This is a genomic window from Flavitalea antarctica, assembly GCF_054461535.1.
The window spans coordinates 16,391-31,459 of record NZ_JBTLQG010000051.1; the positions used below are offsets into that span (position 1 = coordinate 16,391).

Here is a 15,069-nt window from a genome sequence, read left to right on the forward strand (position 1 = left end):
TCTATCAAGCTGGTCAATCACTCTGGGTACCAGTGAATTTAATCACGCGGAAAGGGACAGGATTGCCTTGATTTCATTTCGGCCGCTATCTGTTTTGCCTGAGGATCACCCGCGTCAAGCTTTGTGATGATGTTATCATAACTTTTCTCATCCCTGTTCTGACTTAACTTGAACACATGTTCCAGGGACGTGACGTCAATCCGGAAGCCTTCAATGGCCTTTGTAAGGCTGTCAACATAATCAGCAGGCAGATGTTCGAATAATGATGGGGACGCCGGATTACTTTCGAAGTGATAGGTGGTATCGTCAAGAATTTTGCGAAGTTCTTGCTTGGTCACAAAGCTCAGATTTCCCCTGGCGTGAACAGTCATATAATTCCAGGTGGAACCGGTAAGCTGATTTGTATACCAGCTGGCACTCACATAAGTGTGGGCACCGCTGAATATTCCGAGGACAGCCGGGTTACCAAGAAAGGCTTTGTAATGATCGGTACCTTTCATCATATGACCGAGCAGACAAATATTTCCTGCGCCATCCTCCCTGATCAGCACCGGGACATGGGTAGCAACCGGAGTATTATCCTGTGCTACGCCGCAGATAAGTATGAAAGGATTTTCTTCCATGAAGGACCTGATCTTAGCCTGGTCCTTTTCTTTGTATTCGGGAAGATTATACATCTCGTTGTTATGATTGATATTTAGGATCAGCTAAGCTGCATTTCACTCTCCCGGATATTTGCATTGCGCATTGAAATACTTCTTACAGCGTTGCCGGCGAAGTCGAGATAGGCTTCACGGCCCGGCAGTTCTGATGCAACGATCGGGATCCCGCTATCACCACCTTCCCTGGTTGCCTGGTCGAGGGGAATCTGACCTAAAAATGGAATTTCGTATTCCTCAGCGAGGTTTTTCCCGCCATCTTTCCCAAAGATATAGTGACGGGAATTGGTTCCGGGTATACAGAAATAACTCATGTTCTCCACGAGGCCTATAATCGGAACCTTTGCGCCCATCTGTGCAAACATGGCGATCGCCTTTTTTGCATCGGCAAGCGCCACATCCTGCGGTGTTGAAACCACAATTGCACCGGTAACCGGCACGGCCTGCATAAGGGTAAGATGAATATCCCCGGTTCCCGGCGGCATATCAATAACCAGGTAATCAAGATCACCCCAGTTCACATCACTCACAAACTGTTTGATTGCACTGCTCGCCATCGGGCCGCGCCATACGACAGCATTTTTCTCATCAACCAGCAGCCCAATACTCATTAACTTAATACCATATTTTTCCAGGGGAACAATCATTCCCTTACCGCCATTATCCATCATCATGGGCCTTTCTCCACGCACTCCAAACATGATCGGCACACTCGGTCCGTAAATGTCCGCGTCCATCAGCCCCACTTTGGCCCCGCCTTGTGCCAGGGCAATCGCCAGGTTCGAGGAAACGGTACTTTTACCCACGCCGCCCTTTCCGCTTACCACGGCAATGATATTTTTTACATTGGGTAGAACCGCCTTGGGGTCGTGACGGTTGGAGGTGGTATTTGAAGTAAAATTGACCAGTACCACTGCATCTTTGTTTACTCTTTGCCGGATAGCATCAACGCAGGCGTTCCGCATCATATCCTTGAGCGGGCAGGCTGGAGTGGTAAGAACTAAAGTGAAAGAGACGTCGTTACCATTTATAACAACATCTTTCACCATGTTAAGCGAAATAATGTCACTACCCAGGTCTGGCTCCTGGACAATCCGCAACGCGTCTTTTATCTGCTCCGTGGTCATGTATAGAATAATTTGTTAAATTAATATCAGGCTGCAAAATTAACCAATAGCGAGGGTATTTTGTTTAACTATTTATTACTTATCGGGCAACCCTTGTTTATAAATTTTTATATCTGTGTAAACTACTATAAGACAGCCAGCTCCATGTGTTAAAATTTATTTTTCGCTACCGGATTTTCGCAAAATAACGTAGGTTTGAAACCAATGAAAAAAATTCTACCACTTCTTCTGATATTTTCTATAGCAGTACCCTTTGCGGCTAATGCGCAATTCGAAAAACTTAAGGATTCAGTGGTTCAGTTGTTTGGCGTGGTAATGACTGCCGACAGTTTACAGGGCATCCCTTATGTGAGTGTGGTAATACGTGGTCAGAACCGGGGAACACAAACCAATGAACAGGGTGTGTTTTCAATAGTTGTTCTTAAGGGCGATGTGCTTGAATTTTCCAGCATTGGTTATAAACCAAAGGTTGTAGAGATCCCACGCAATATTGACGGTAACCAGCAAAGTATGATTCAGCTCATGGTCACTGATACCATGTACTTACCCGCAACCATTATCCGACCGAGGCCAACAAAGGAACAGTTTGACCGTGATTTTGTGAATGTGATGATGCCTGATGACATGTTGGAAATAGCGCGGAAAAACGCCGATGAATCAAAACGGGATGTTCTCTCGAAGGGCCTGCCTTCCGATGGCCGTGAAGCTACCAATATGACGCTTAAAGGAGTTTCCCAACGTGCTTACTATGCCGGCCAGGCGCCGCCACAAAACATATTTAATCCTTTCGCCTGGAATGAATTTATCAAGGCGTGGAAACGCGGCGACTACAAAAGCAAAAAGTGACGGCTTAATCAATCTTCATGAACAATATATCTGTGATCGGAGCCGGTACCATGGGAAATGGGATCGCGCATGTATTTGCGCAGTTTGGATTTAAGGTCAGCCTGGTTGACCTGAACCAGGCCCAACTGGCACAGGCACTGCAAACGATCTCAAAAAATCTTGATCGCCAGGTTAACAAGGGGACAATTACGGAAGAAGAAAAAGCGTCAACCATCGGGAATATCACCACCTTCGGATCGATAGGTGAAGGCGTAAATACAGCCGACCTTGTAGTAGAGGCAGCCACAGAAAACACTACTTTGAAGTTGGAAATTTTCCGGGAACTTGATACACTTGCGCCACCAGCAGCGATCCTGGCAACGAACACCTCCTCGATCTCTATTACAAAAATTGCTGCCGTCACCCGGAGGCCGGCAAAGGTAATTGGTATGCATTTCATGAACCCGGTTCCGGTGATGAAGTTGGTTGAAGTGATCAACGGGTATGCGACGGACACGGATACAACCCGGCAAATTGTAGCATTGAGCGAAAAGCTCGGCAAGATCCCCTGCGTGGTGGCTGACTATCCCGGGTTTATTGCCAACCGCATCCTGATGCCGATGATCAATGAAGCAGTCTCTTCTTTATACGAAGGAGTGGCCGGCGTAAAAGAAATTGATACCGTCATGAAGCTGGGCATGGCCCATCCTATGGGGCCCTTGCAACTAGCCGACTTTATTGGTCTTGATGTTTGCCTTTCTATTTTACGGGTACTTCAGGATGGCTTCGGCAATCCTAAATATGCTCCCTGTCCCCTGCTCTCGAAAATGGTAGCAGCCGGCGTGCTGGGCGTTAAATCAGGTGAAGGATTTTATACTTATTCAAAAGATTCGCGTGACCTGGTTGTGAGCAAGCGCTTTGCATCTTAATAAAACTTTGACCTTCAACAGCCCAGTTGCTCTTCACCGGAACAACAGCTCCATGATAAAAATCAGATTATGGTTTTGCTTCAATCTTTTTATATTCCAGGCCATGGATATTATTCAGATCGTTTAAGGTGATCTCAGCAATTTTTAACGGCAAAGCGATCACCATTTCAGGAAATAACTGAAGTTCCTGTGATATTATCCTGGCGTTTCTTTGTTTGATCAAACGCATGATGTCATTTATACTTGTATAGTCAAAATGAAGCCGGTAGGAAACTTCGATATCTTTCCGGACAACAGGAACTATCTGCAGGGCCATGCTTGCCGCCATCTTATATGCATTGATCAGCCCTGGCACACCCAACAGGCTTCCGCCAAAATACCTGGTCACAATAACCAGCGTATTGGTGAGGTCCTTACTATCAATCTGACCCAAGATTGGCTTGCCTGCCGTACCAGAGGGTTCACCGTCATCACTTACCCTGAAAAGATTTTTATCTGTCCCGATCCGGTATGCAAAACAATGATGTGTCGCCTTACTATGCACTTTCCTGATCTCTTCAAGATGCTTTTTAAATTCTTCCACCGAGGAAACGGGGAATGCGTTTGCGATGAACTTACTACCCCGGTCTTTAAACTCCGCCGATGATGGCTGGCCAATAGTGTTATATGATTCCGCGATATTCATTCCGCTGGTTATGTCGTTGGTGCTCACTTAAGGTATCTTTGGTGTTTCTGAAATTTGTTTTTTTAGCAACCATTGTAATGATTACACTGGCTGCGTTAGTGGTTATTGAAGTTCCGGGCGCGGTACCTGGTTTTCGAAGTAATGGATAATATCATCCCCGCTGTTCTCCGTTTTCACCAGTTGGCCACTTTTCAAAACGGGCGCTGCTTTGCCTGAGTGTACAAACAGACCAGTGTTGGTAATGATCCTCGCTTCGTCCCAATACCCCGCATCAGCAAAGGATTGGATCAGCCTGCTTCCACCTTCTATAATAAAGGAAGTGATTTGCAGGTCATACAGTGCAGTCAACATGGCTTTAATGTCGGTGTCTGTATCATGCCTGGTACCGGTGGCTGTACCATGCCTGGTTCCGGTGGCTGTATCATGCCTGTTTCCGACTTGTTCATCAATCTTCACAAAACGAAGATTACCTGATTCCACTTCTTTGGTTCTGTTAAATATTATCGTTGGAGCCTCGTCATTGAACAGCTTCAAACGCTGTGGCAGTTTCAGTGCATTGTCGACCACTATTCTTACCGGGTTGTTGCCAGTCCATAACCTCGTAGTTAACGCAGGATTATCTTCCCGGGCAGTGTTTGTTCCCACCATGATACCCATTTCTTCACTTCTCCATTTGTGAACCAGGCGGTTTGTATACTCATTGCTGATCTGTAGCCGTTCTTTTTTCCCCGATGATATGAAATGGTCAGCAGTCTGTGCCCATTTCAGAATGATATAAGGCCGATACCTGGTATGAAATGTGAAAAAACGTTTATTGAGTGCGATACAATCTTTTTCGAGCACACCAGCGCTTACTGTAATTCCTGCGGATCTAAGCTTTTCAATACCCTTGCCATTGACAGCGTGAAAAGGATCTCGGCAACCGACTACAACGTTTTTGATCTTTTCCGATATGATGAGGTCGGCACAAGGCGGCGTTTTGCCATAGTGACTGCAAGGTTCAAGAGACACATACATCGTGCTGTCTGCTACTAAGTCGCGATCGGCTTCGGCTACGGCACCCAGGCAGTTTACTTCGGCATGTGCTTCTCCATACCTGCGATGATAGCCTTCGCCGATTACACGATCTTTATAAACCAGCACGGCTCCGACCATAGGATTTGAGGCGGTATAACCGGCACCAAGCTTTGCCAGTTCAATTGCGCGCGCCATATATAATTCGTCTCCGTTCATTTGCTTTACCTACCGCAGGTTTACTGCAGCTAAGCTTAAGCTTCAAAAATATCGATTGTAAATTTAAATTGTCTCAATCCTTTATTTTTGGAGTTGGTTATGAATTTACAAGAAGCAATAAACTTCCTGAAGACAGCGCTCTCAGGCATCTACGACAGCCGGGAAGCTGCAACAATCTCAGACTGGGTCCTTGAAAAAATCACCAGTCTATCCAGGATCGACAGGTTGATGTATAAGGATCGAACCCTAACAGCATCCCAGGAAGAACAATTGCACAGCTATGTCGGGATGCTGAATGCTCATCAGCCGGTTCAATATGTTCTCGAAGAAGCTCATTTTTATGGGCTGAAGTTTTATGTTGACGAAAACGTACTGATACCAAGACCCGAGACGGAAGAACTTGTTCAGTGGATACTCGAAGATGCCGCCACCCGGGCCTTATCTGTGCTGGATATCGGAACTGGCAGTGGATGTATAGCGATCACTTTGAAGTCAAAAAATCCGCAACTGTCTGTTGATGCCTGTGATCTCAGTCAAGGCGCGATCTCAGTAGCATTAAAAAATGCAACAAATAACCGCGTATCCGTTAAATTTTTCCGCTGCGACATTCTTGATGCAGATATTTCTTCAATGCTGCCTGTTTATGATATCATCGTTAGTAACCCTCCATACATTCCCGAATCGGGAAAACAGAGCATGAGCCCAAACGTGCTTAACTATGAGCCACATGCAGCTTTGTTTACCCCGAGAGACGACCCCTTTGTTTTTTATCGTGCTATCGGCCAAACCGGTAAAACAAAACTATCAGGGGGAGGAAAATTATATTTTGAGATTCATGAGGAAGGGGCGAATGAAGTCATCGCTATTCTTGAAGCGCTTGGCTATGAAAATATTGTTCTGAAAAATGATCTCTTTGGAAGACCACGTATGATTCGTGCTCAGAAAAAAGCCAGGTAGTTATTGAACGCCGGTCTTATCTACCATTAGTACGGTCCTTGCTCCCAGCTCCCGCGCAATACGCATTACCGCGACAACATCTTCCACGGGAACGGTTTTATCTGCATTGATCGCGATGGTAGCATTCGAAGAATCTTTAGCGATCAAGGGCTGAAGCGTGAGCCGTAGATTTTCAGGCGCCACCACTTTCCCGTTAACGATAAACTGGTCCTTGGTATCAATATTAACGACAACATTTTGTTTTGCACGTGTGTCCCCTTTTGCTTTGGGAGTTGAGAGTTTGATAACATTCGGATTGGCCAGTGTGGCGGCAATCAGGAAGAACATCATCAGGATGAAAAGAATATCATTCAAAGGTCCTGTATGAACCTCTGCGTGTGACTTTAACCGTTTCCTGATATTCATAATGTATAACTATTAACGCTGCTTCTCTATTTATTTTTGCGATGCTCCGGGCCCCGATTAATCTGAAGCCTGTGTTTGTACCAACTGACTTTCTTTAGCCAACAGCATTCTCCGGCTCATATTTCATCAGTTCTTTATCTAGTTGGTTCCTGCAATATGTCGGCAAATTCAGCACTTGCAGCTTCCATCTTATTGGCAGTTTTGTCGATCTGGGTATTAAGGTAATTATGAGCGATATAAGCCAGCAAACCTATGATCAGACCAACAGCTGAGGTGATAAGTTTGGTATAGATACCATCAGCCATAGACTGGATCGTGAATTCACCTGTGGAGGCCAGTCTGAAGAACAACTGGAACATTCCGAAAATAGTTCCAAGGAATCCAAACATCGGTGCAATACCAGCGATCAGTGAAAGTATATTCAGGTTTTTCTCAAGCTTATACATTTCAAGCTTACCGACATTTTCCATGCTGTTTTCAATAGCATCAATCGATTTGCCTATCCGTTGAATACCTTTATCAATGATCCTTGCAACCGGGTTGTTGGTGTTGCGTGCCAGTGCACGGGCAGCAGCGAGATTACCTGTTACAATATTATCCCGGATTATATTCATGAAATTGCCTTCTATTTTTGCAGCCTTCTGAATGTAAATAAGTCGTTCAAAAAAGATAAAGATCGCGATGACGAATAGTAACGCAAGCGGTATCATCAGCACCCCTCCTTTTGTTAGCATATCGATAATGCTGATCTCGGGAGCGGCCGCTGCAGGTAAAGCCTGTACTGATTTATTTAAAGTATCTATCTGGAGAAAGAACCAATTCATCCGGTTTTGTTTTAGGTGTAAATGTAAACAAATGTGTGCCTAAAACGTTTTTCGCTGCTCAATATTTCTTAAAGCTTTGTTACGATTGCAAACTATTGACCGCTTTGCTTTACCATCATGGCCTGGATCTGCTTCATAGTATGCTCCATTCCATCGGGGCTTCCGTCAAGGAAAATCACATTTCCTTTTCCATATTCTGCAAAGTTCTTTATCGCTTCTGTCCACATACTGAAAAGAATAACATTTGTATCAAGGTTAGCCTGTTTCATTTGTTCAGCCGCTTCAGTCATACCCTTGGCTACTTCGGCGCGGAACAAAGCGACTCCCTGCCCACGCAATCTTGCAGCCTCGCGTTCAGCTTCAGCGGCGATCTTGATGGCATTGCCCTCGGCTTCGGCTGATTTCGTTTTTGTGATCAGTAATGCCTGGCCCTCGTTTTCAGCGGCAGCTTTCAGGTTATTACTTGCAACAACCCTGCTCATCGATTCAATTATAGCCTGGTCAAAAGTGATGTCATTTATCTGCAGATCCAGCAGGTGATAACCCCACTCTTCCAGCAAAACATCGATCTGTTCTTTAACATATTCTACAATTTCTCGTCTCAATGCCAGGATCTCGGCCTGCCTTTTTGTAGCAACAAACGACCTGATCGTTCCTTCAATGGTCCTTGTGAGGGCCTGCATAAGATCCCTTTCAGTGATGAATTTGAAAGCGACCTTTTTGATGGTTTCCTCGCTCTCATTCTGAACTGCATAAAGCAGCATGTTTTTGAAATACACGTTGGCCTGGTCGGCAGTCACCGCCTGGAACTCCATTTCAATAGATCTGTTCTGAATGCTTATCTTTTTAAAAATCTGTTCAATAAATGGGATGATCAGGCGAAGACCCGGGCGCAGAATGCGCTGATATTTACCAAAAACGGTTACCACGCCAACCGTACCCTGGTTGATCGTTTTTAAACCTGCAAATAAAACTATGAGTACAACGATGATCCACCAGTACTGGGTGAGAAGCTCCATAATGTATGTTTATGTGCTGAATGTACAAAAATTTAATTCACTATTACTTTACATTTATTAACCTGCCGGTAATGCTGAGTAGCCGGCGAAACTTGCTATGCGGTAAATGGTTACAATTGTTAATTGACTTCAATCATATTTACGGTTAATTTTGTGTGATAATGGAAAATAATTTTGACATCCTCATCATTGGAGGCGGTCCCATAGGCCTCGCCTGTGCACTTGCGGCTAAAGAAAAAGGTCTTTCTTACGTAATACTCGAAAAAGGGGCCCTCGTTAATTCGCTCTATAATTACCCCGCGAATATGAGTTTCTTCTCCACTTCAGAAAAACTCGAAATCGGCGGTATACCCTTTGTTTCAAACAACTTCAAACCTACAAGGCCGGAAGCATTGGAATATTATCGCCGCGTCGCTACATCCAATCAACTCAACATCCACTTACAGGAGCAGGCGCTGTCCGTGCAGAAAACGGATAGCGGATTTTCAGTCACCACTTCAAGGGACAAAACTTACTTCGCCGGCAACCTCATTATAGCAACAGGTTTTTTTGATATACCTGTGTTGATGAATGTGCCCGGGGAAGGGCTTAGCAAAGTAACCCACTACTACAAAGAAGCTCATTTTTATGCGATGCAGAAAGTGGTGGTAGTGGGGGCCAGCAACTCAGGAGTTGATGCTGCCCTTGAAACTTATCGCAAGGGTGCATCAGTAACGATGATTGTGAGGGGTGCTGAAATCGGAACACGCGTGAAATACTGGGTCAGGCCTGATATTCTGAACCGTATCAAAGAAGGAAGTATAAAGGCATACTTCCATTCCAGGATAACCCGTATTACAGAAACAACTGTCGAAGTGAACACACCTGAGGGCGACATAGTGATTGATAATGACTATGTGATAGCGATGACCGGCTATAAGCCAAATTTTGCTTTTTTGAGGGAAAGCGGTATTAAGTTATCTGATGATGATATCATGTGCCCAACCTATAATCCTGAAACAATGGAAAGTAGTGTGCCCGGCCTCTATCTTGCCGGTGTCGTATGCGGTGGCATGAATACTCACGTCTGGTTCATCGAAAATTCGCGGGAACACGCCGTGAAAATTATTGAGGCCATTGAAAGCAGTAAGGTCCATGTTTAACATACTGAATAATCACTGTCAGCTTTTTTCTTCCCAGATGCCCGCCAGGTGAACAATGGTCTGAACGCTTTTTTGCATATCCTGTATACTTACAAATTCATGCTTGCCGTGAAAAGCCATTTCGCCCGTGAAGATGTTCGGGCAAGGTAATCCCATATACGACAGTCGTGATCCGTCTGTACCACCACGGGCGCTATGTTCAATCACCGGTAAACCGGCACGTGTTATAGCCTCATGAGCAAAGCTTGAAATCCTCGGATGCTGATCAATAATCTCTTTCATGTTACGATATTGCTCCTCAACTATATATTCTACCCTTGCACCGGGAAACAGATCAATCGCATCTTCTGCTTTTTGCTTTACATAATCTACATAGGCATCCACTTTATGCGTGTAAAAATCCCTGAGTATAAGCTGAACCGTTGCTTTCTCAACGCTACCCTCTATTGAAACGGGGTGAACAAATCCATACCTGCCGTCGGTCGTTTCCGGCGAAAACTCATCTTTTGGAAATGAATCCACAAAATTTGCAGCAACCTTCAGGGCATTCACCATAATGCCACGTGCATAACCAGGATGAGCACTGATACCATGAAATATCACTTTCATTCCATTTGCTGAAAAGGTCTCGTCTTCATAAGAACCAAGTTCTCCACCATCAAGCGTGTAACCAACTTCTGCTGCCAGTTTCCCTATATCGACTTTGTTTACTCCCCTTCCGATCTCTTCATCCGGTGTAAACAAAATCCTGATCTCTCCGTGTTTGTATGATGGATTTTGGGTAAGATAATTCGCCATATCCATAATAACAGCAACACCCGCTTTATCGTCTGCACCGAGTAGCGTTGTGCCTGATGCTGTGATGATATCATCGCCTGTTTTCTGAAGCAGGTAGGGATGTTCCGTTGTTGTGATCACCTGGCTTGGGTCATCTGGTAAAATTATATCTGTACCGTCATAGCTATAATGTACCAGTGGTTTTACACCGGTCCCACTGCAGTCAGGTGCTGTATCAACATGTGCGCAGAAACATATAACAGGCACCTGTTTTTCGGAGGTTGATGGGATGGTAGCATATACATAACCGTATTCATCCAGTTCAGCATCCATGATGCCCATCGATTTTAATTCCTGTACCAGGAGGTTGCTGAGGTCGCGCTGTTTTGCTGTCGAGGGCTGTGATGTTGAGTTTGGATCACTCTGCGTATCGATAGCCGCATATCGCATAAACCTCTCTGCAACCGTGTATTGGTAATTATCAAACATGTAATGCTTATTTTTGGCAAGATAAAACATCTAGGCCATTGTCAACTTCCGAAAAACGCTTACTCCAGAAGGGATGGATGCGGGCACTTCTTTTTCTGATTGTTTTTACGAGTACTTATCTTCTTGGAAGTAACTTATATAAGCAAATGGCCCTAAACGAAACAATGGCACCATTCTATGCCGGAGCCGTGATATTTGCATTTGCCACGCTCATCACTGTGCCTGTCTTCAGGATCTTTATCGACAAGAAATCCCTGGCATCTCTTGGTTACGATCTGCAATTACCCCGCAACAGCCCTTTTGATGTATCTGTTCAGAATCTGATCGCAATAGCGATGGCGATGGCTATACTGGGCATCGGATGGCTGACGCTTTACCTGCTTGATGACCTGGAATATCATGGTGCGATTTTTTCACCACTAAGTTTTTTGACTTCTTTTATTTTCATGTGTATTATTGCAGTTGCCGAAGAATCGGTATTCAGAGGATACCTTCTTCATAATCTCATGGACTCATTTAAGCCGTGGGTGGCGTTACTTATATCCGCATTGATCTTTGCTTTTCTGCATAGTGGTAACCCGGAGGCCGGGGTACTGGCGATCATTAACATCTTTCTCGCGGGTGTTTTTATTGGACAGGGTTATATTTATACACGCAACCTGTGGTTCGCCATCTTTTTTCATCTCAGCTGGAACTTTCTCCAGGGGCCGGTTCTGGGTTTTCCCGTGAGCGGACTCGAACTACCCGCCCTGCTGCAGGTTACCATCACAGGTGAAGACTTATTAACCGGGGGGAAGTTTGGTTTTGAAGGGTCCATCATCCAGTCCCTGTTATTCCTGGTTGCCAACATCATCCTGTTTTTTTATTACCGCCGTCGTTCGCCAAAGGACAGATCTGTTACAACTGATTCTACTAATGAGCAGGCTCTGTCTGAATAAGCGGACATACGGACATAATTGTCCACTGCATTTTACGCTGATTCCTTTCTCCCGCATTAATCCTGTACATGCAAGAAAAAGTCCCGGTGCATGGCAACCGGGACAAGTCTGTTTATGTGTCATTCACAGTTCTGAATTCATAACCCTTCCCTCAAAGGTTATAAATCATAACTCAAGATCGCTGACTTTCTTCTCTGTCAATTATGTCGAACTCATTAAGGCATAATAATCCTGGACGGCGGTTTACCTATCTCAACCAGCTCAAGATCAAAAATCAGATCTTCACCTGCGAGGGGGTGATTTGCATCAAGCATCACCGAATCCTCAGCAATATTGGTGATTACCACTGGTATCACCTGTCCACTACCGTTAGTCATGTTAAGTTGCATGCCTATTTCCGGTTTCATATCTTCCGGAAAATTTGCTTTCGGAAATTCAACGATCATCGTATCGTCTTTAGGTCCGTATGCATCATTAACCGGTATATTAATTGTTTTTTTCTCACCTACTGTCATCCCTGTTACACCGTCATCAAACCCTTTGATGACATTGCCGGAGCCAACTTCAAACTCCAGTGGTTCACGGCCTTCTGAACTGTCAAATGTTGTTCCGTCAGTAAGGCGGCCATGGTAATGAACCTTCACTGTGTCACCTGATTTTACTTGTTGCATGGTTTATTTTTTGGGCTTTTGATTGAAAAACTGAATCAAAGCTGATTTATTCCGGCAAAGTAAACGGATAAATGTTCTACAGCCAACTAATTATTTGACCTGCTTGTTCCTCTTTTCCCCACATTATCGCTCCTCCGTGTACCTTACCTTTGCTGTCAGCCATTTACTTTTTTCATACAAAAATAATTCCAGCCAATTGAACAATTTGCGTATCGTTTTTATGGGCACCCCTGATTTTGCGGTCGCTTCACTTGAGGCTTTGGTGAATGCAGGTTTTGAGATTGCGGGAGTGGTGACCGCCCCGGACAAGCCGGCGGGAAGGGGCCTGAAACTCACAGAAAGTGCCGTAAAAACTTATGCGGTCTCCCAGGGCATACCTGTGCTTCAACCCGAAAAGCTAAAAAGTCCTGACTTCCTGGATAGTCTAACCCGGCTGAAGGCCGACATACAAGTGGTCGTGGCTTTCCGCATGTTGCCGGAACTGGTATGGAACATGCCCCCCCTTGGAACGATCAATGTTCACGGATCCCTGTTACCTAAATACAGGGGCGCCGCACCGATAAACTGGGCAGTGATTAATGGTGAAAAAGAAACGGGGGTTACCACCTTCAAGCTTCAACATGCCATTGACACCGGAAACATATTGCTGCAGGAGAAAATGACGATAGGTGAACATGAAACTGCCGGAGAGATCCATGACAGGATGAAAATGTTGGGTGCCGGCCTGCTTGTAAAAACGCTTAAAGGCATAGCGGACAATACCATTACCGAAAGCCCTCAACCTACCGCAGAAAATGTTCCTCATGCCCCGAAGATATTCACTGAAACCTGTCGGATTGACTGGAACAATGACATGAACAGCGTTTACAACCTGATCCGTGGCCTTTCGCCTTATCCCGGTGCATTTACCATGCTTGATGGAAAAACACTGAAAATATTCAGGGCAAAAAAAGAAGCCGGCAATCACAAACAACAACCCGGCGAACTGCAAACGGATGAAAAGTCGTACCTGAAATTTGCGACCCCCGATGGATTGATACTCGTAGAGGAACTTCAGCTTGAAGGGAAAAAAAAGATGAGCACCGGAGAATTTCTGAGGGGCTATCGGTTTAAGAACTAATATTGATCAACTTAGCGTGACCATAAAAACATAATTATGAAAAGATTGCTGAAAGTAGCCATGTTGTTGAGTATTATAGCCCTGGGGATTTTATCGGTATCAATGACCGGCCCCGGACCGCAAAAAAAGAAATGGATACAGCTCTTCAACGGCAAAGATCTTAAAGACTGGAAGGTCAAAATCAGGGGATACAAACTGAATGATAATTATGCCAACACTTTCCGTGTGGAAAACGGTTTGATGAAAGTATCATACGATGGATATAACGACGAGTTCAAAAGACAATACGGTCATATATTTTATAAGAAACCATTTTCGTCCTATATCATCGCTGTAGAATACCGGTTTGTCGGGAAACAACCAAAAGACGGTGAGGGCTGGGCCTATCGTAACAGTGGCATAATGGTTCACGGCCAGTCGCCCGAAAGCATGCTGAAGGATCAGGATTTTCCTATTTCGATAGAAGTACAATTGCTCGGTGGTGACTCCACGGGTAACAGAACCACAGCAAACCTTTGCACACCCGGAACCCTCGTTGAAATGGATAATAAATTAATGAAAGGGCATTGTTACAATTCAAAATCAAAGACCTTCCGCGGGGACCAGTGGGTAAGGGTCGAGGTGATGGTACTGAAAGACTCTGTTATCAAACACATCGTAAACGGCGATACCGTATTGGTCTATCAAAAACCACAGATCGGTGGTGGCAATGTTTCCAATTTTGACTCCACCGCTAAAAAAGACGGCATGATGTTAAAGTCTGGTTATATCTCACTGCAAAGCGAAAGTCACCCGGTGGAATTCAGGAAAGTTGAACTTATGAACCTGGAAAAATAGAACGTGATTCCTGAAATAATAGAATATGGTTCATGGAATAAGAACATGGTTCATGGAAAGCAGAACATGATTCATGGAAAGCAGAACATGATTCATGGAAAGCAGAACATGGTTCATGGAAAGCATAATAGGATTCATGGAAAGCATAATAGGATTCATGGAAAGCATAATAGGATTCATGGAAAGCATAATAGGATTCATGGAAACCAGAACACGATCCATAGAAAAATAGAACAAGGGGTCAACTCAGTTGATAGCAACCTGTTCAATCAATACTTTACATCAACATAAAATTTGCTGATCGCCACGCCAAGTTCAGATGCTGCTGCATCACTTAGCCGTACGGCAAGACCCGTGCTTTCTTTCATCTCCGGAAGCTGACCAAGCACCTTCGCATAGATCGATTTATTAGTCGAAGAGAAAGTTACTTTT

General features: G+C 44.6%; 17 protein-coding genes. 8 read left to right on the forward strand and 9 right to left on the reverse strand.

Translation table 11 applies throughout. From position 1 onward, the window contains the following. Positions 1-38 precede the first annotated feature (38 nt). Positions 39-677, reverse strand: a complete 639-nt coding sequence (locus tag ACX0G7_RS25595) for an FMN-binding negative transcriptional regulator (protein WP_458926387.1) — start codon at positions 675-677, stop codon at positions 39-41. A gap of 26 nt (positions 678-703) precedes the next feature. Beyond that, positions 704-1,786, reverse strand: a complete 1,083-nt coding sequence (locus tag ACX0G7_RS25600; protein WP_458926388.1) for an Mrp/NBP35 family ATP-binding protein — start codon at positions 1,784-1,786, stop codon at positions 704-706. Between the two features lie 204 nt (positions 1,787-1,990). Between ACX0G7_RS25600 and ACX0G7_RS25605 the strand changes: the two genes are divergently transcribed. Both ACX0G7_RS25605 and ACX0G7_RS25610 read left to right on the forward strand, forming a co-directional pair. Further along, positions 1,991-2,632: a carboxypeptidase-like regulatory domain-containing protein gene (locus tag ACX0G7_RS25605; RefSeq protein WP_458926389.1), complete on the forward strand. Its 642-nt coding sequence runs from the start codon at positions 1,991-1,993 to the stop codon at positions 2,630-2,632. Positions 2,633-2,649: 17 nt separating this feature from the next. Then, positions 2,650-3,540: a 3-hydroxyacyl-CoA dehydrogenase family protein gene (locus tag ACX0G7_RS25610; protein ID WP_458926390.1), complete on the forward strand. Its 891-nt coding sequence runs from the start codon at positions 2,650-2,652 to the stop codon at positions 3,538-3,540. Between the two features lie 67 nt (positions 3,541-3,607). Here ACX0G7_RS25610 and ACX0G7_RS25615 read toward each other — a convergent pair whose 3' ends face one another. Continuing rightward, entirely contained in the window at positions 3,608-4,225 is a 618-nt protein-coding gene (locus tag ACX0G7_RS25615) for an IMPACT family protein (RefSeq protein WP_458926391.1), read from the reverse strand. Positions 4,226-4,327: 102 nt separating this feature from the next. Then, positions 4,328-5,458 (reverse strand): bifunctional diaminohydroxyphosphoribosylaminopyrimidine deaminase/5-amino-6-(5-phosphoribosylamino)uracil reductase RibD, encoded by a 1,131-nt coding sequence (ribD, locus tag ACX0G7_RS25620; RefSeq protein WP_458926392.1) that lies wholly within the window; start codon positions 5,456-5,458, stop codon positions 4,328-4,330. 99 nt (positions 5,459-5,557) lie between these two features. Here ribD and prmC point away from each other — a divergent pair, with 99 nt between their 5' ends. Next, positions 5,558-6,415: a peptide chain release factor N(5)-glutamine methyltransferase gene (gene prmC, locus ACX0G7_RS25625; protein ID WP_458926393.1), complete on the forward strand. Its 858-nt coding sequence runs from the start codon at positions 5,558-5,560 to the stop codon at positions 6,413-6,415. On the opposite strand, the gene ACX0G7_RS25630 is transcribed toward prmC, so the two are convergent. The 3 genes from ACX0G7_RS25630 to ACX0G7_RS25640 form a co-directional block, all read right to left on the reverse strand. Further along, positions 6,416-6,820: an ExbD/TolR family protein gene (locus ACX0G7_RS25630; RefSeq protein ID WP_458926394.1), complete on the reverse strand. Its 405-nt coding sequence runs from the start codon at positions 6,818-6,820 to the stop codon at positions 6,416-6,418. A 134-nt stretch (positions 6,821-6,954) separates the two neighbouring features. Then, entirely contained in the window at positions 6,955-7,644 is a 690-nt protein-coding gene (locus tag ACX0G7_RS25635) for a MotA/TolQ/ExbB proton channel family protein (RefSeq protein WP_458926395.1), read from the reverse strand. A 92-nt stretch (positions 7,645-7,736) separates the two neighbouring features. Further along, positions 7,737-8,663 carry an SPFH domain-containing protein gene (locus tag ACX0G7_RS25640; RefSeq protein WP_458926396.1) on the reverse strand — a complete coding sequence of 309 codons (927 nt, stop codon included), beginning with the start codon at positions 8,661-8,663 and terminating at the stop codon, positions 7,737-7,739. Between the two features lie 161 nt (positions 8,664-8,824). Between ACX0G7_RS25640 and ACX0G7_RS25645 the strand changes: the two genes are divergently transcribed. Beyond that, positions 8,825-9,805 (forward strand): YpdA family putative bacillithiol disulfide reductase, encoded by a 981-nt coding sequence (locus ACX0G7_RS25645; protein WP_458926397.1) that lies wholly within the window; start codon positions 8,825-8,827, stop codon positions 9,803-9,805. 18 nt (positions 9,806-9,823) lie between these two features. Here ACX0G7_RS25645 and pepT read toward each other — a convergent pair whose 3' ends face one another. Next, the gene (pepT, locus tag ACX0G7_RS25650) at positions 9,824-11,071 is read right to left on the reverse strand and encodes a peptidase T (protein ID WP_458926398.1); all 1,248 of its coding nucleotides are present in this window, start codon (positions 11,069-11,071) and stop codon (positions 9,824-9,826) included. Between the two features lie 164 nt (positions 11,072-11,235). On the opposite strand from pepT, the gene ACX0G7_RS25655 reads away from it, so the two are divergent. After that, on the forward strand, positions 11,236-12,009 hold the full coding sequence (locus tag ACX0G7_RS25655; RefSeq protein WP_458926399.1) for a CPBP family intramembrane glutamic endopeptidase: 774 nt from the start codon (positions 11,236-11,238) through the stop codon (positions 12,007-12,009). A gap of 215 nt (positions 12,010-12,224) precedes the next feature. On the opposite strand, the gene ACX0G7_RS25660 is transcribed toward ACX0G7_RS25655, so the two are convergent. Beyond that, complete coding sequence (locus ACX0G7_RS25660) at positions 12,225-12,680, reverse strand: FKBP-type peptidyl-prolyl cis-trans isomerase (protein WP_458926400.1); 456 nt, start codon at positions 12,678-12,680, stop codon at positions 12,225-12,227. A 205-nt stretch (positions 12,681-12,885) separates the two neighbouring features. Here ACX0G7_RS25660 and fmt point away from each other — a divergent pair, with 205 nt between their 5' ends. Genes fmt through ACX0G7_RS25675 form a run of 3 tightly spaced genes read left to right on the forward strand, consistent with a single transcriptional unit; the run spans position 12,886 to position 14,928 of the window. Then, entirely contained in the window at positions 12,886-13,800 is a 915-nt protein-coding gene (fmt, locus tag ACX0G7_RS25665; protein WP_458926401.1) for a methionyl-tRNA formyltransferase, read from the forward strand. 36 nt (positions 13,801-13,836) lie between these two features. Further along, the gene (locus ACX0G7_RS25670) at positions 13,837-14,637 is read left to right on the forward strand and encodes a 3-keto-disaccharide hydrolase (RefSeq protein ID WP_458926402.1); all 801 of its coding nucleotides are present in this window, start codon (positions 13,837-13,839) and stop codon (positions 14,635-14,637) included. 45 nt (positions 14,638-14,682) lie between these two features. Beyond that, positions 14,683-14,928, forward strand: coding sequence for a hypothetical protein (locus ACX0G7_RS25675; protein ID WP_458926403.1), 246 nt, complete (start codon positions 14,683-14,685; stop codon positions 14,926-14,928). The last annotated feature ends 141 nt before the right edge of the window (positions 14,929-15,069 follow it).

What these genes read in the sequence shown, in the direction of transcription:
- ACX0G7_RS25595 (WP_458926387.1), bottom strand. Translation starts at nt 677, where the DNA reads ATGTATAATCTTCCCGAATACAAAGAAAAGGACCAGGCTAAGATCAGG.
- ACX0G7_RS25600 (WP_458926388.1), bottom strand. Translation starts at nt 1,786, where the DNA reads ATGACCACGGAGCAGATAAAAGACGCGTTGCGGATTGTCCAGGAGCCA.
- ACX0G7_RS25605 (WP_458926389.1), top strand. Translation starts at nt 1,991, where the DNA reads ATGAAAAAAATTCTACCACTTCTTCTGATATTTTCTATAGCAGTACCC.
- ACX0G7_RS25610 (WP_458926390.1), top strand. Translation starts at nt 2,650, where the DNA reads ATGAACAATATATCTGTGATCGGAGCCGGTACCATGGGAAATGGGATC.
- ACX0G7_RS25615 (WP_458926391.1), bottom strand. Translation starts at nt 4,225, where the DNA reads ATGAATATCGCGGAATCATATAACACTATTGGCCAGCCATCATCGGCG.
- ribD (WP_458926392.1), bottom strand. Translation starts at nt 5,458, where the DNA reads ATGAACGGAGACGAATTATATATGGCGCGCGCAATTGAACTGGCAAAG.
- prmC (WP_458926393.1), top strand. Translation starts at nt 5,558, where the DNA reads ATGAATTTACAAGAAGCAATAAACTTCCTGAAGACAGCGCTCTCAGGC.
- ACX0G7_RS25630 (WP_458926394.1), bottom strand. Translation starts at nt 6,820, where the DNA reads ATGAATATCAGGAAACGGTTAAAGTCACACGCAGAGGTTCATACAGGA.
- ACX0G7_RS25635 (WP_458926395.1), bottom strand. Translation starts at nt 7,644, where the DNA reads ATGAATTGGTTCTTTCTCCAGATAGATACTTTAAATAAATCAGTACAG.
- ACX0G7_RS25640 (WP_458926396.1), bottom strand. Translation starts at nt 8,663, where the DNA reads ATGGAGCTTCTCACCCAGTACTGGTGGATCATCGTTGTACTCATAGTT.
- ACX0G7_RS25645 (WP_458926397.1), top strand. Translation starts at nt 8,825, where the DNA reads ATGGAAAATAATTTTGACATCCTCATCATTGGAGGCGGTCCCATAGGC.
- pepT (WP_458926398.1), bottom strand. Translation starts at nt 11,071, where the DNA reads ATGTTTGATAATTACCAATACACGGTTGCAGAGAGGTTTATGCGATAT.
- ACX0G7_RS25655 (WP_458926399.1), top strand. Translation starts at nt 11,236, where the DNA reads ATGGCACCATTCTATGCCGGAGCCGTGATATTTGCATTTGCCACGCTC.
- ACX0G7_RS25660 (WP_458926400.1), bottom strand. Translation starts at nt 12,680, where the DNA reads ATGCAACAAGTAAAATCAGGTGACACAGTGAAGGTTCATTACCATGGC.
- ACX0G7_RS25670 (WP_458926402.1), top strand. Translation starts at nt 13,837, where the DNA reads ATGAAAAGATTGCTGAAAGTAGCCATGTTGTTGAGTATTATAGCCCTG.
- ACX0G7_RS25675 (WP_458926403.1), top strand. Translation starts at nt 14,683, where the DNA reads ATGGTTCATGGAAAGCAGAACATGATTCATGGAAAGCAGAACATGATT.